The sequence below is a fragment of the Nocardia sp. NPDC050712 genome, from assembly GCF_040654295.1.
Lineage (GTDB): Bacteria > Actinomycetota > Actinomycetes > Mycobacteriales > Mycobacteriaceae > Nocardia.
The window spans coordinates 955,933-971,820 of record NZ_JBFAHT010000004.1; the positions used below are offsets into that span (position 1 = coordinate 955,933).

Genomic DNA, 15,888 nt, shown 5'->3' on the forward strand with positions numbered 1-15,888 from the left:
CTCAGCGCCGGCTGGCCCGCCGGTAGCCGATGACCGCCGGGGTCGCGAAGATCGCGATCAGGGCCACCGACCACACCACCGTGAGCGTCAGCGGGTGGGCGGTGGGCCCGCCCAGCGCCAGTGCCTTCATGGCGTCGACGGCGACCGACATCGGCTGGTTGCGCACCACCGGCTGGATCCACTGCGGGTAGGCGATCAGCGGGACGAAGCCGGTGCTGAAGAACATCAGCAGCGAGCTCAGGATCGTGATGCCCTCCACCAGTGTGGCTTTCGCGGTGAACACCGCCACGGCGGTGACCATGGTCGCGAACGCCAGGCCGAACAGCACCGGGACGCCGACGAAGGCCAGCGCCGCGAGCCACCCCTGCTGGAACCGGAAACCCAGCAGATACCCCATGAGGATCACCACGATGGTGCCCGCGAGGATCCGGCAGCCTTCGGCCAGGATGCGCGAGATCAGCCCCGAGGCGCGGTGCACGGGCAGCACCCAGAAGCGGGCCAGCAGCCCGGCATCGCGTTCCCGCCCGAGCATCACGCCGCCGGCGACCGCGCCGGACAGCGCCCCGACGATCGCCACCATCGGCACCGAGCCGTACAGCGCGTTCGTGCCGGCGAATTTCTCGATCTGATTGCCGACCACGATGTCGAGCATGAACAGCAGCAGGCACGGGATGATCAGGGTTTCCAGCAGGGCGACCGGGTTGCGGGACCATCGCAGCAGCAGCCGCTGGGTCTGAATCATCGTGTGCCGCACCAGCGAGACGGGCGCCGCCTCGGCGGGACTGCTCGTACGAACGACCGACAGCACCATCATGCCCTCCTCGAACTCAGCCGGATCACCAGTGGCATGCACACCACCAGAATCCCGATCGCCCACAGCAGCGGTGGACCCATCAGCGCCCAACTCACTTCGCCCGCATTGCCTTTGGTATCCCCGGCCAGGGCACGCAGCCCGATCGCGAACTGTGAGATCGGCTGATTGCGCACGAAAGGCTGTACCCAGGACGGGAATTGGGTCGCGGGTGCGAGCCCGGTCGAGAGCATGCCCAGGATCAGCGGCGGCAGCACCAGCGCCTGTGTCGTGGCCTCCGGACTCTTGGATACCGTGCCGATCACGTCCGCGCCGAGCGTCAGCGCGATGCCGATCAGCATGGCGAACGCCAGGAAGCCGAGGGTGTGCGCGGCGTCGAGATAGAACCGGAACCCGATGACATGCCCCGATACCAGGGCTGCTGCCAGGGCGATGAGCAGCCGGAAGACATTGCCCGCCATGCGCGCCGCCACCGGCACCAGCGGCCCGATCGGCATCGCGCCGAACCGGCGATCCAGGCCCGCGACGGCGTCCGTGGCGGCGCGGAAGGCCGCGCCGATCGCGGTGAACGCGGCCGCCTGCAGGATCACGATCGGCATCATGAACTGCGCGTAGCTGCTGAATCCGTGTCCCGCGAAGGTCATCACCGTCTTCAGCGGGATGTAGAAGCTGGCCGTGAACGCCACCGGCGCCAGGATCGAGGACAGCACCTCACCGGTTTTCACCGACGGCACGATCAGCCGCGAGGTGAGCACCCACCACTGCTGGATCCGGACCGGAGTGGCACGGGTATCGGCCAGCCAGGCCCCGGCGGTCACGCGCCCGCCTCCGTGTCGGCGGCGGCCAGGTGCCCGGTCAGCTGCAGGAACACATCGTCGAGCGAGGGCCGGCGCAGCGCGATGTCGACGAGTTCGATGCCCGCGTCGTCCAGCCGCCGCAGCGCCTCGGCCAGGGTCTTCGCCCCGTCCGGGGCGGGGATGGCGAGGCGATCGGTGTCGGCGATGCGGGCCGCCCGATTCTCCTGCGGCAGCAGCGATCCCAGCGCCTCGGCGATGGTCGGCAGGTCTTTCAGATCCAGCGGGACCACTTCGCAGTAGGCGCCGCCGGTGCGCGCCTTCAACTCGTCCGCGGTGCCCTCGGCGATGACCACGCCGTGATCGATCACGATGATCCGGTCACACAGCGCGTCGGCCTCTTCCAGATACTGGGTGGTCAGCAGGGTGGTGATCCCGTGCTGACGGAAGCTCGATACCAGGTCCCACACGCCTTGCCGGCTGCGCGGATCCAGCCCGGTGGTCGGCTCGTCGAGGAAGACCACGTCCGGCCGGACCACCAGCCCGCAGGCGATATCGATGCGCCGGCGCATGCCGCCGGAGTAGGTGCCGACCCGCCGGCCCGCCGCGGTCAGCAGATCGAATTCGGCCAGCAGTTCATCGGCGCGGGTCCGGGCGGCGCGCTTGCGCAGGCCCATCAGCCGCCCGAACATCACGAGATTCTCGTAGCCGCTGAGCATGTCGTCCAGCGCCGCGAACTGGCCGGTGAGCATGATGGCGCGGCGCACCGCCGCCGGATCGGCGACCACATCGTGGCCGGCGACCGTGGCCCGGCCCCGGTCCGGCGCGATCAGCGTGGACAGGATGTTCACGGTGGTCGTCTTGCCCGCGCCGTTGGGGCCAAGGATGCCGAGCACCTCCCCCTGTGCCGCCACGAAATCCACGCCGCGCAAGGCTTTCACCGCGCCGAACGATTTCTCGATGCCCTCCACCACTACCCCGGTGTCAGTGCTCATTGCTTCCTCCAAAGTTTTCGTCGAGCACGCGCGCGATAATGGGAAGTACGTGCGGAGCCGTCATTTCGTCGTGGGTGACCGCCACGTCGTGTGCGGTGATCGCCCCGGTGACGTAGGGCCGCCACCCCGCCGGGCCGAAGATGTCCGAACTGTCCACGGTGGCATGGAAATACAGCACGTCACCGTGGTAGACCGGCCGCTGATAGCCGGTGCGGGTGCGCGCGGAGGCGTTGTAGGAGCCCGCCATGCGCTCGAGCGTGCCCGCGTCGACCAGGGCCGCGCCGCCCATCCGCGCGCTGATCAGCTCGGCCGCCTGCGCCGCGGTGGCGTCGGCGGGGACGTCCTCGATGCCGAAGACCACACCGAAGGTGCTGACGAACGAGCCCGCCGTGAGCGGTTCGATGCTGTCGCCGTCGATGTCGGCGGTGTCCGCGTCGAGCAGCGCGACGACGCCCACCGCCTGGCCCTCCTGTTCCAGCCGCACGGCCACCGCGTGCGCGATCAGACCGCCGAACGACCAGCCCAGCAGGTGATACGGGCCGGTCGGCTGCACTGCGCGGATCTCGCGCACGTACCGCTCGGCGAACTCGGCGATGCTGTGCACCGGCGCTTCGCGTCCGCTCAGATCCGGGGCTTGCAGACCGTAGATCGGGCGGCCCGGCGCCAGGGTCTCGGCGAAACCGAGGTAGGTCCATGACATTCCGGACGACGGGTGGATGCAGAACAGCGCCGGTTCGGCGCCGTCGGCGCGGATCGGCAGCAGCACGTCCAGCCCGAGCGCCGAACCCGCCGAGGCCGCGGCCGCCGCCTGCTCCACCATCGCGCGCTCCTCCGCGGCGCCGAGTTCCCGGGCCGCGGGGGTGTGCGCGAAAGCCGCGGCGGCGGTGAGCGCTTCGACCCACAGCTGGGCCAGCTCGGCCACTTCGGCGCGGTCCAGCAGCCGCGCCGGGTACCCGAAGCTCGCTTGCAGGCGGTCGTCGATCACGACCGCGTTCACGTCGAGTTCGGCTTGCAACGGAACGTCCGGGTATTCGGTCGCGGGCAGCTCGCCGAGCTCGTCGGTGGGCAACCAGCCCAGGCCTTCCAGCCCGGCCGGTATGTCACCGACGGAGTACCGGCCGAGATAGTTGAACCCGATCCGGCCGGGAAGTCCCGGTGGAAGCCGCTGTGCTGTCTCGGAATTCAGATAGCGGAGCAGCCCGAAGCCGATCCCCTTGTCCGGCACCGCGAGCAGCTGATGCTTGACCGCCCGGATGGCCGCGCCGACGGCGGGACCACCCGCCAGCGCATCCGCCAGGTCGATGCCGTCCAGGCCGATCCGGAGCGGATAGATGCTGGTGAACCAGCCGACCGTCCGCGAAAGATCCGCGCCGGGAATCACTTCCTGCTGTCGGCCGTGGCCTTCCAGCCGGAGCAGCACGCTGCGCCCGGACGAGGCCGTGCGACCGGCCCGCCACTGTTCGACGGCGATCGCCAGGGTGGCCAGCAAGGTGTCCTCGACACTGCCGTGGAACAGGCCGGGCAGCGTCGTGAGCAGCGCGCCGGTGACCGCCGCGGGCAGTTCGACGTCGACCATCCGCAGCGTGTGCGCCTGGTCCACGGCCGGATCCAGTTCGCGCGCACCCAGGGCCGGGTCGGGCCCTTCGACCACCTCACTCCAGTAACCGATCTCGGCCACCCGGGTAGCGCTGTGCGCCTCCTCGGTCAGCGCGTGCGACCACCGGCGCATGGAGGTGCCGGTTTCGGTCAGGATCGGGGTCGAGCCGGCCGAGATCTGCGCCCACGCGGCCATGAAGTCCGGCACCAGGATGCGCCAGGACACCCCGTCGACGACGAGATGGTGCGCGATCACCAGCAATCGCCCCGCCCGGCTCCGATCGCCGGCCTCGCCCACCGGGTCCAGCCAGAGAAATTGCAGCACGGCGCCTTCGGCCGGATTCAGCCGGTTCATCGCGGAATCGAGTTCGGCCACCGCGTATTCGCGCAGGTCGACCGTGTCCGCGTCGGCGGCGAACTCGACCCGGTGCAGCAGGGCGGCGGGGTCGACCGAGCCGGGTTCGCCGACCCGCAGCCGCCACTCGCCGGTGTCGTCCTTAAACAGGCGCGCCCGCAACATGTCGTGCCGATCCAGCACCGCGCCGAGGGTGGCGGCGAGCTGCTCGTGGCGGATACCGACGGGCAGTTCCAGCACCGCGGTCTGCGCGAACCGATGGTGGTTGCCGCCGCGTTCGAGCATGTAGCGCACGATCGGCGGCAGCGGCAGCTCGCCGACTCCGCCGCCGGGCAGCTCGTCGAGCGTGACGGCCACGCCCGCCGCGTCGGCGGCCGCCGCGAGGGCGGCGACGGTGCGGTGCTCGAAAACCTGGAGCGGAGTGACGGTGACGCCCTGCGCCTTGGCCCGCGACACCAACTGGATCGCGAGAATGCTGTCGCCGCCCAGGGCGAAGAACGAGTCCGCGACGCCGACCTTCGGCCGCCCGAGCAGCTCGGCGAAGACCTCGGCCAGCACCTCCTCGGTCCGGGTGCTCGGCGGCACATACTCCGCCTGGTCGTCGCCGAAGACCGGTTCCGGCAGCGCTTTGCGGTCCAGCTTGCCCACCGCGTTCAGCGGGATCTCGTCCAGCACCACGAAGGCCGAGGGCACCATGTAGCCGGGCAGCGCGTCGGCGGCGTAGGCGCGCAGCTGCGCGACGTCCAGGTCGACTCCGGCTGCCCGGACGACGTAGGCGGCCAGCGCGGTCGCACCGGCCGGACCCGGAACACCCAGGGTGACAGCGAATTCCACGCCCGCGCCCCGGCCGAGTACCGCGTCGATCTCGCCGAGTTCGATGCGCTGCCCGCGCACCTTCACCTGGAAGTCGGTGCGCCCGAGGTATTCCAGCTCCAATCCGGCGGCGGCACGGGTCCAGCGCACGAGGTCGCCGGTGCGGTACATCCGTTCGCCCGCGTCCCCGAAGGGATTGGCGACGAAGCGCGCGGCGTTCAGATCGGGGCGCGCGTGGTACCCCCGCGCCAGTGCCGGGCCCGCGAGATACAGCTCACCCGCCACCCCGAGCGGGACCGGGCGCAGCCGGTCGTCGAGCACCAGGGCGGCCGCACCGCGGATCGGCCCGCCGATGGTGACCGGCCGATCCACCGACAGCCCCACCGAACCCGTTGCCCAGATCGTGAATTCGGTCGGACCGTAGAGATTCACCATGGTGCGACCGGCGGTCCCGGTCCAGCGTTCGACCAGTTCCGCTCCGACCGCCTCGCCGGCCACCGCGAGCACCCGCACGCTGGCGACCTGCGCGGGGTTCACCGTCGCCAGGGCCGACGGTGTGATCACCACGTGGGTGACCTGTTCGGCGTCGAGCAGTTCGGTGAGTGCGTCGCCGCCGAACACCTCGGGCGGCGCGATCACCGAGGCGCCGCCGGATCCGAAGGCCATCAGCGCTTCGAACACCGACGCGTCGAAGCTCGGCGAGGCCACCTGGAGGACCCGGGAGTGCTCGTCCAAGCCCATCGCTTCGCGCTGTGCGACAACCACATCGGCGATGCCGCGGTGGGTGACGGTGACGCCCTTGGGCGTGCCGGTGGAGCCCGAGGTGTAGATCATCCAGGCCGGCTGGTCCGGCCGGACAACGTTCAGCGGCAATGCCGTGCGGTCCGCACCGCGCCACTGCTGGGCGAACGCCGGATCGTCGAGTACCAGCCACTGTCCGCTGGCCGCGAGCGCGTCCCGGTGCGCGGCAACGGTAAGTCCCAGCACCGCACCGGAATCCGTGAGCATGTGATCGATGCGGTCGACGGGATGCTTCGGGTCGACCGGCAGGAAGGCGGCTCCGGCCTTGGCCACCGCCCAGAGGCCGGTCAGCAGGTCGACGCCGCGGGTAAGTCCCAGCGCCACCACGGTTTCCGGGCCGACACCGGCGGCGATCAGCAGCCTGGCGAGCTGGTTCGAGCGAGCGTCGAGGTCACCGTAGGTCGTGGTGGCACCGGCGGATACGAGCGCGGGACGATCGGCGTAGCGCGCGGCCGAATCACCGAGCAATCGCGGCAGTGTCACCGTCCCCGAGGTCTCGGGACCGCGCACCGGCACCAGCTCGGCGCGTTCGGCCGGGTCCAGCAGATCGATATCGGCCAGGGCGATCTCGGGTTCGGCGACGATCGCGGCCAGCACGCGCCGCCACCGCGCCAGGAAGGACGCCACGGTCGCGGCGTCGAAGAGATCGGTCGCGTAGGTGAGGACACCCTCGATGCCGCCGGGTTCCGCCCCGGCGAAACGCTCGCGCAGGTCGAAGGCCAGATCGAACTGACCCGCCGACCGTTCCAGGTCTTCGACCCCGACCCGCAGTCCCGGCAGCTCCAGGATCGGTTCCACGAAATTCTGCAGCGACAGCGACACCTGGAAGATCGGATGGTGTGCGGTCGTCCGCGCCGGATTCAGTACCTGCACCATGCGTTCGAACGGCACATCGGCGTTCCCGAATGCCTCCAGATCCGAAGTACGGACCGCACCGAGGAATTCACCGAACCCCAGGTTCGGGTCGACCCGCGTGCGCAGCGCCAGGGTATTCACGAACATCCCGACCATGTCGTCGAGCGCCGCCTCACCGCGACCGGCGACGGCGGTCCCGATCACCACATCATCGGTGCCGCCGAGCCGCGCCAGCAATACCGCGAGCGCCGCGTGCACCACCATGAACACGCTGACGTCCTGTGCGGCAGCGAGTTCCACCACACCGCGATGCAGATCCGCGTCGACCGCGAAATCCAGATCCGCGCTCCGCATCGACTGCACCGCGGGACGCGGCCGGTCACCGGGCAGTTCCAGCAGATCCGGGGCACCTGCCAGCGCGTCGGTCCAGTGCCGAATCTGGCTCGCCGCCAGCGACTCCGGGTCCGACTCGGCGCCGAGCAGGTCGCGGTGCCACAGCGCGAAGTCGGCGTACTGCACCGGAAGTGCGGCCAACGCACCGCCGTCGCCGAACGCGTGGGCGGCGTAGGCCGTCATCAGGTCGGTCGCCAGCGGTGCCATCGACGCGCCGTCGGCGCTGATGTGGTGCACCACCAGCACCACCACGTGCACCGTCTCCGCTACCCGGAACAAGCCGACCCGCAGCGGCGGCTCGGTGGCGAGGTCGAAGCCGACGCCGGCCAGCCGGTTGATCCGATCGGCCAGCGGCGCACCGTCTTCGGTCGCGACGGCCACCAGTTCCGGTGCCGCCACCTCGGTTCCGACGATCACCTGGCGTGGGCCTTCGGCGTCGGCCGGGTACATGGTGCGCAGACTTTCGTGCCGCCGCACCACCTCGGTCAGCGCGCGGTGCATGGCGGCCGCGTCGAGGTCGCCGGTCAGGCGCAGCGCGACCGCGATGTTGTAGGCGGCGGAGCCGGGTTCGAGCTGGTTGAGCACCCACATGCGCTGTTGCGCCGGGGACAGCGGGATCCGGTCGGGCCGGATCCGCGGGGCCAGGGCGAAGCGGGCCCGGGCGCCCGCGGCGGCGGGAACGATCCGGCTCGCCAGCCGCGCCACGGTCGGCGCGTCGAACAGATCGCGCAGCGCGATGGTGGAGCCGAGTGCCGCGTTCACCCGGGCGACCACCCGCGTCGCGCTGAGCGAGTTGCCGCCGAGTTCGAAGAAGGACTGGTCGATGCTGACCCGGTCGCTGCCGATGACATCGGCGAAGACGTCGGCGACCGCCTGCTCCACCGGGGTGCGCGGCGCGAGGTAGCGGCGCTGGTAGCTCTCGAAGTCCGGGATCGGCAACGCTTTTCGATCGAGCTTGCCGACCGGTGTCAGCGGCACGTCGTCCAGGACGAGCAGATAGCCGGGCACCATGTAGCCGGGCAGTTTCCCGGCGACCCGGTTGCGCAGCCGCTCGGTGTCGAATTCCGTGCCCTCGGAGACGGATTCACGCCAGTCCTGGGTCGGCACCACATAGGACACCAGCACGGTCTCGCCACCGGGTCCGGGCATGCCGATCGTGGCCGCGTACTCCACCTCGTCGTCGGCTCCGAGGACCGCGTCGATCTCGCCGAGCTCGATCCGCAAGCCGCGGATTTTGACCTGGAAATCACTGCGCCCCAGGTATTCCAGTTCCAGCGCGCCGTCGCGCAGCACCCAGCGCACCATGTCGCCGGTGCGGTACATCCGCTCCCCCGGCTCGGCGAAGGGATTGGCGATGAAGCGGGCCGCGGTCATGGCGAACCGGTTGAAGTAGCCGCGCGCGATGGCGGGTCCGGCCAGATACAGCTCGCCTTCGACACCCACCGGCACCGGCCGCAACCAGCCGTCCAGCACCATCAGCTCGGCGCCGCGGATCGGCCCGCCCATGGTCACCGGTTCACCGGCCCGCAGTTCGCCCGGGCCGGTCGCCCAGATGCTGAATTCCGTGGGGCCGTAGAGGTTCAGCATGCGACGGCCCGCCGACCACTGCGCGGTCAGCTCGGCGCCGGCCGCCTCACCCGCGACCGAGAGCACCCGCAGGTCGGGCAGATCCCGCGGATCCATGGTGGCCAGCACCGACGGCGTGATCACCGCGTGGGTGACCCGTTGCGCGCGCAGCAGCTGTTCGAGTTCGGCGCCGCCGTAGACCTCCGGCGGCGAGAGCACCAGGTGCCCGCCCATGCCGTGCGCGCACAGCATCTCGAAGACCGAGGCGTCGAAACTCGGCGAGGCCACCTGCAATTCCCGGGCGGTGGCGTCCAGCGCCAGCGTTTCCCGCTGTGCTGTCACGAGATTCGCGACGCCGCGGTGGCTGAGCAGCACCGCCTTGGGCTTGCCGGTCGAGCCCGAGGTGTAGATGAGGTAGGCGGTCTGATCCATCCGGATCGCGCCGCCGCGTTCGGCATCGGTGATGGGGTCGGCCGGCACCGTCATCACCCGGCGGATGGTGTTGAGCTCGTCGAGCAGCAGCCAGTCGATGCTGCCGGGCAGCGTCTCGCCGGTGGCGTGCACCGTGACCCCGATCGGCGCCTTGGAGTCGGTGAGGATGTGCTCGATCCGCTCCACCGGATAGTTCGGGTCCAGCGGCAGGAACGCCGCGCCGGTCTTCACCAGCGCCCACACCGCGACCACCGATTCGATGGACCGGGTCAGTGCCAGCACCACGAACACTTCCGCGCCGACGCCGCGGCGCAGCAGCACCCGGGCGTACCGGTTGGACCAGGCGTCGAGTTCGCCGTAGGTCATGGCCGCGCCGTCCAGGCTGACCGCGATGGCGTCCGGGTCGATCGCCGCGCCCGCGCTCAGGATCTCGGGCATGGTGCGCTGCGGCACCGACTCCGCGCCCCGGCGCGGCAGCAGCCGCGCCCGCTCGGCACGGTCACAGTGCTGTAGCCGGGCTACTCGCGCACCCGGCTGCTCGGCGATCTGCCGGAGCAGCAACACGAATCGGTCCAGCAGGCGGGTCGCGTCGGCCGCCGCGAAATGATCGGCCAGATACTTCACGGTGATCCGCAGGGTGTCCCGCTGGCCGGGCGCGCCGTGCAGCGGAATCACCATGAGGTTCAACGGGTACGGCGTCGCGTCGGTCCCCTCGACGTCGAGCACGCGCATGCCCGCGATATCCAGTGATCGCGACAGGGTCTCCCGATCGATCGGGTACGACTCGAAAACGGTCAGGGTGTCGAACAATTCGGCCAGGCCCACCGCCTGGTGGATCTCGGCCAGCCCGACCTGCTGGTGATCGAGCAGGCGCGCCTGCTCGGACTGCAACCGCGCCAGCAGATCCGCCACCCGCTCGGCCGGATCCAGGCGGACCCGCACCGGCAGCGTGTTGATGAACAACCCCACCATGTCCTCGACCCCGGCCAGCTGCGGCGGCCGGCCCGACACGGTGCCGCCGAACACCACGTCGGTGCGCCCGGTCAGCATCACCAGCAGCAGCGCCCACGCCGCCTGCACGGCGGTGTTCGTGGTGGCGCCCGCTTCCCGGGTCGTGGCCTCCAGCCGCGCGATCAGGTCGGCGGGCAGGTCGGCCGACACCATGCCGGATGCGGTGGACTCCACCCCGGCCAGGCTCGGCACGGCCCGGGTCGGCGCGTCGACCCCGTCCAGCGCCAGCTTCCACGCGTCGATCGACGCGGACCCCGCGGCCTCGCCCGCCGCCAACCACGACAGGAAGCCCCGGTAGGAGGGTGCGGGCGGCAGGACCTCGGCCATCGCGGCGCCCGCGGCCGCCGCGATGTACATCGTCAGCAGCTCCCGCACCAGCAGCGGCGTCGACCAGCCGTCGAGCACCACATGGTGATTGGTCATCAGCAGCGTGTAGGTTTCCTCGTCGCCGCGGATCAGCAGGAACCGCAGCAGCGGCGGGCAGGTCAGATCGAAGCGGCTGCTCGCGTCCACCGCGAGGGTGCGCTCCAGTTCCCGCTGCCGCGCGGCGGGTTCGGCCAGGTGGCGCAGATCCAGTTCGCGCCAGCGCACCTCGGCGGCGCCGAGCACCAGTTGCTTCGGGCCGTCCGCGGTTTCGACGAAGGCGACGCGCAGATTCTCGTGCCGATCGACCAACGCCTGCGCGGCGGCGCGCAATCGCGGCGCGTCGACGTGACCGGCCAGGGTGAGCCGGGTTTGCACGGTGTAGCCGTCGGCGGTGTCGGTGTCGTACATGGCGTGGAACAGCAGCCCGTACTGCAACGGCGAAAGCGGCCACGCGTCGGCGAGATTCGGGTAGGTGCGTTCCCAGCCGTCGATCTGCGCCTGCGTCACCGGGGTCAGCGGGAAGTCGGACGGGGTGTGCCCAGCCGCCTCCGCCCGGGTGAGCGCCGTGAGCGCTGCCGCCCACAGGTCCGCCAGCTCGCGGACGTCCGCCTCGCTCAGGATTTCCGAGGCGTAGCCCCAGGTGATTTCGAGAGCCGAGGCACCCATGATCGCGTTGATATCGATGACGGCGGCCAGCGGCGCGCGGTCGTCCTGGGTGGCGGCGAAACGGCGCGGCAGCCAGTCGCCGTCAGCGCCGCCGGCCGCGCGACCGAGGTAGTTGAAGCTGATCTGCGGCGCGGGCGTGCCCGCGAGCGCGGCGGCGGTCTCGGGATTCAGGTACCGCAGCATGCCGTAGCCGACGCCCTTGTCCGGCACGGCGCGCAACTGCTCCTTCGCCGCCTTGATCGCCGCTCCGGCCGCCGGGCCGCCGGTGAACGCCTGCGCCACATCGACATCCGTGAGATCGATCGCGACCGGATACACGCTGGTGAACCAGCCCACCGTGCGCGCGAGATCGGCGCCGGGCAGCACCGACTCCTCACGCCCGTGCCCCTCCAGGGTGAACACCGCGCCGCTGCGCCCACGCCAGCGGGCGACCGCCAGCGCCAACGCGGCCAGCAGCACATCGTCGGCGCCACAGTGGAACCGCTGCGGCACCACCTCGAGCACAGCGCTCGCCACCTCGGCGGGCACCGAGCTCTTTATCTCCGCCATGGTGGCGACCACATCCACCGCCGGATCGGCGGCCCGCGCGCCGATCAGCGGATCGGGGGTGCCCACGATGCGTTCCCACACCGGAAGCTCCGCCGCCCGCCGCTCGGCCTCCTCGACATTGGCGTGCGCCCACCGCCGATAGGAGGTTCCCACCGGTTCGAGCGCCCCACCGCTGAAAGCGGTTGCCAAGTCCGGCAGCAGGGTTCGCCACGAGACGCCGTCGGTCACGAGGTGATGCAGCACCAGCCACAGCACTGGCCCACCGGCGGCAGTTTCCGCCCCCGCGGCCGAGGGATCGATCAGGACGAACCGTGCCATCGTTCCGGCGGCGGGATCGAGTTGGTCCGCGGCGCGCTGCAATTCGCGCTCCACGGCCGCGTCCATCCGCACGTCGGCGGTCACGCTGTCGACCAGATCCGCCGCGTCGACCGAACCCGGTTCGGCGACAATCCATTTCCAGGTGTCCTCCGTGCGCCGCAGCCGGCTGCGCAGGACATCGTGCTGGTCGATCAGGGCTTGGACCGCCGGGATCAGCTGCTCGCGAGTGCTGCCCGCGGGCAGGCCGATCAGCACCGCCTGGCTGTAGCGCTGCCAGGTATCACCCTGTTCGAGCATGGCGTGCACGATCGGCGTGGTCTCGAGCACGCCGATGCCACCGCCGGGCAGTTCCCGCACCGCGCTGTCGGCGGCCTCGGTGGCGACGGCGGCCAGTGCGGCAACGGTTTTGCGTTCGAAGACGTCGCGGGCGCTGAACGCCAGTCCGGCGGCGCGGGCGCGGGAGACGAGCTGGATGGAGATGATGCTGTCGCCGCCGAGACCGAAGAAGTTGTCGTCGACGCCGACCGCGTCCACGCCGAGGACCTCCGCGAACAATGCCGCCAGGACTTCCTCACGCGGGGTGGACGGCGCCCGGCGCACCACGGCGCGGGTGCCGAAATCCGGTGCGGGCAAGGCGCGCCGATCGACCTTGCCGACGGGAGTCAACGGCACATGATCGAGAACCATCAGTACCGACGGCACCATGTAGGCCGGAAGCTCCTGTCCGACAGCGGCCTTCAGCGCCTCGGGCTGTACTTCGGCACCGGGCTTGCCCAGCACATAGGCGACCAGCGCGGTCGCGCCCGCGGGGCTCTTCGCGCCGATGGTCAGGGCGAAGCCGATCTCGGGCTGCCGCTGCAGGGCCGCGTCGATCTCGCCCAGCTCGATCCGGTAGCCGCGCACCTTCACCTGGAAGTCGGTGCGGCCCGCGTACTCCAGTTCCAGGCGCTCGGCGCGGCGGCACCAGCGCACCAGGTCACCGGTGCGGTACATCCGTGCACCGGGCGTGTAGGGATCCGCGACGAAGCGGCTCGCCGTGAGCCCGTTGCGCTGGTGGTAGCCGCGCGCCACGGCGGGGCCACCGAGGTACAGCTCGCCGGTCGCGCCGGGCGCCACCGGCCGCAGCCACGGGTCCAATACCACCGCGGTGACGCCGCGGGCCAAGCTGCCGATGGTCACCGGCGCTTGGGGTTCCAGCGGCGCGCTCACCGTGACGGTGATGGTGGTCTCGGTCGGGCCGTAGCCGTTGAGCAGCCGCCGCCCGGCCCAGCGCGCCACCAGCTCGGGCGGGCACGCGTCACCACCGACGATCACGGTGCGCAGCGCCGGCAGGGTGGCCGGATCCAGCGAGGCCACCACGGCCGGGGTGACGTTCAGGTGCGTGACCTGGTGCGCGCGCAGCACTTCGGCGAGTTCCGCGCCCGCGTACGCCGCGGGCGGCACGACGGCGACGGTCGCGCCGGCGGCGAAGGCCACCAGCAGTTCCTCGATCGAGATGTCGAAGCTGGGCGACACCGCGTGCGCCACCACCGAATCGGCGCGCACCTCGAAGGTCGTGCCGGAGTTGTGCACCAGGTTCCCCAGTCCGCGGTGCGTCACCGTGACGCCCTTGGGCAGGCCGGTCGAGCCGGAGGTGTAGATGAGATAGGCGGGCTGGTCGAGGTGCAGCCGCGCATGCCGGTCGGCATCGGTGATCGCCGCCGAATCTTGCTGCGCGATAAGCTGTTTCGTCGATGATTTGTCCAGGGTGAGCCAGGAGACCCGGTCGGGCAGCGCGGGGCGCGCGGCCGCCACCGTCAACCCGGTGACCACACCGCTGTCGCGCACCATGTACTCGATCCGGTCGGCCGGGTACCCCGGGTCGATCGGCACGAAGGCCGCACCCGCCTTGGCCACCGCGCACATCGCCAGCACCGATTCCACCGACCGCGGAATCGCCAGCGCCACCGTCTGTTCCGGACCCGCGCCGGCCGCGATCAGCACCCGGGCCAGCCGATTGGTGTACTCGTCGACCTCGCGGTAGCTCAGCCGCGCCGTCCCGGCGACGAGCGCTACCGCCGACGGGTCGAAGGCCGCACCGTCGGTGAGGATTTCGGGCAGCGTCCGCGGGGGCACATCGGCCGCCCCGCGGGCGGGCACCAGCTCGGCGACCTCGTCGTCGAACAGCACCGGCACCGCCGACAGCGGCGCGTCGGGCCCGGCGAGCAGGAACCGATTCAAGAACGCCAGAAACCGCCGGTGCTGGCCGGCCAGCTCGTGCGCGCCGTACAGGTTCGGGTTGGCCTGGAAGTCGATGTGCGTACTCTGCGCGCCCACACCGGGATACAGGTTGAGGAACAGGTCGTCGATCATGCCGGAGGTGAGCACATGCATCCGCCCGGTGACCTCGCCGAGCTCGATCCGGGTGTCCACCATCATCAGGTTCACCGTCGGCCCGAAGGAGGCGCCCTCGTCCACCGCCCAGCCGAGGTCGCGGACGATGTCCTCCTGGCGGTAGCGCTGCCGGCGCAGCGCCGAGGTCAGCTCGCCCTGCGCGGCCCGGATGAACTCGCCGACCGTCATCGCGGCCCGCATGCTCAGCCGCAGCGGCACGACATTGGCGACCATGCCGCCGGAGCGCCGCAGCGAGGCCGTGGTCCGGCCCGAAACCGGCAGGCTCAGCACCACTTCCGGCGCACCGGTCATGGCGCCCAGGTAGGCGCCGAAGGCCGCGACCACGATCGGCGCGATGCTGGAGTTCTCCGCTTTCGCCACACCGTCGAGCAATTCGGCGGTGTCGGCGGGCAATTCGCCGGCGGCGACCCGCGGGTGCGCGTCCACGTCGGCGGCCCGGCCGGCCAGGCTGACCGGCTCGGCCATGCCCGCGAGATGCTCGCGCCAATACTGGCCGTCGGCCTGGAAGCGCGGCGAATCCCGGTATGCCACATCGCTGTCGATGATCTTGCGCAGATCCTCGGCCTTGTTCGCCGGCTGGTCCGGCCCGGCCAGCGCCGCGTTGTACAGCTCGGCGGTGCGCTGCAGCATCGTCATCGCGCCGAACCCGTCCAGCACGATGTGGTGAATCCGCTGATACCAATACCAGTGGTCCTCGGCCAGCCGCAGCAGCACGTAGCAGCCGAGCGGGTCGCGCAGCAGATCCAGGGGCGCGCTGTATTCCGCGCTCATCCAGGCCTGCGCCGCCGCTACCGGATCGGCTTCCCCGCGCAGGTCGAGCACCGGAATCGTGTCGTCTTGGCCGGTATCGACGAGCTGGTACGGAAAGCCGTCGACCTCGATCAGGCGCACGTACCCGGTACCGAATTCCCGGCCGGCCTGACGGGCGACATCGGCGAGCAACTCGACGTCGACCGGGCCGGCGAATTCGACGTACTGCGCGATGGAGATGGCGGTGTCGCCCGCGAAGTGCTGGGCGAACCAGATGCCACGCTGGGCTGCGGACAGCGGAAACGCACCGGCGGGCAACTGATCCGGCGCGATCGGCGAGTGGGATCGCATAGAAGTTCCTGGAAGTTCAGGAGATAGCCAGTGAGGACAGACAGAACGCGCGCCGCGCCGCTGCTCGGCGGG

General features: G+C 70.7%; 4 protein-coding genes. All 4 read right to left on the minus strand.

Translation table 11 applies throughout. The features are described from left to right. Position 1 precedes the first annotated feature (1 nt). From AB0H76_RS32490 to AB0H76_RS32505, 4 genes are read right to left on the minus strand one after another with little or no spacing between them, the layout of a single operon-like run. Positions 2–811 (minus strand): ABC transporter permease, encoded by an 810-nt coding sequence (locus AB0H76_RS32490; protein WP_357330939.1) that lies wholly within the window; start codon positions 809–811, stop codon positions 2–4. After that, positions 811–1,629, minus strand: a complete 819-nt coding sequence (locus AB0H76_RS32495; protein WP_357330849.1) for an antibiotic transporter — start codon at positions 1,627–1,629, stop codon at positions 811–813. Before AB0H76_RS32495 ends, AB0H76_RS32490 begins: the two co-directional genes overlap by 1 nt. After that, complete coding sequence (locus AB0H76_RS32500; RefSeq protein WP_357330850.1) at positions 1,626–2,600, minus strand: ATP-binding cassette domain-containing protein; 975 nt, start codon at positions 2,598–2,600, stop codon at positions 1,626–1,628. Before AB0H76_RS32500 ends, AB0H76_RS32495 begins: the two co-directional genes overlap by 4 nt. Further along, a complete protein-coding gene (locus AB0H76_RS32505; protein WP_357330851.1) occupies positions 2,590–15,816 on the minus strand; it encodes an amino acid adenylation domain-containing protein in 13,227 nt (4,408 codons plus the stop codon). Before AB0H76_RS32505 ends, AB0H76_RS32500 begins: the two co-directional genes overlap by 11 nt. Between the last annotated feature and the right edge of the window lie 72 nt (positions 15,817–15,888).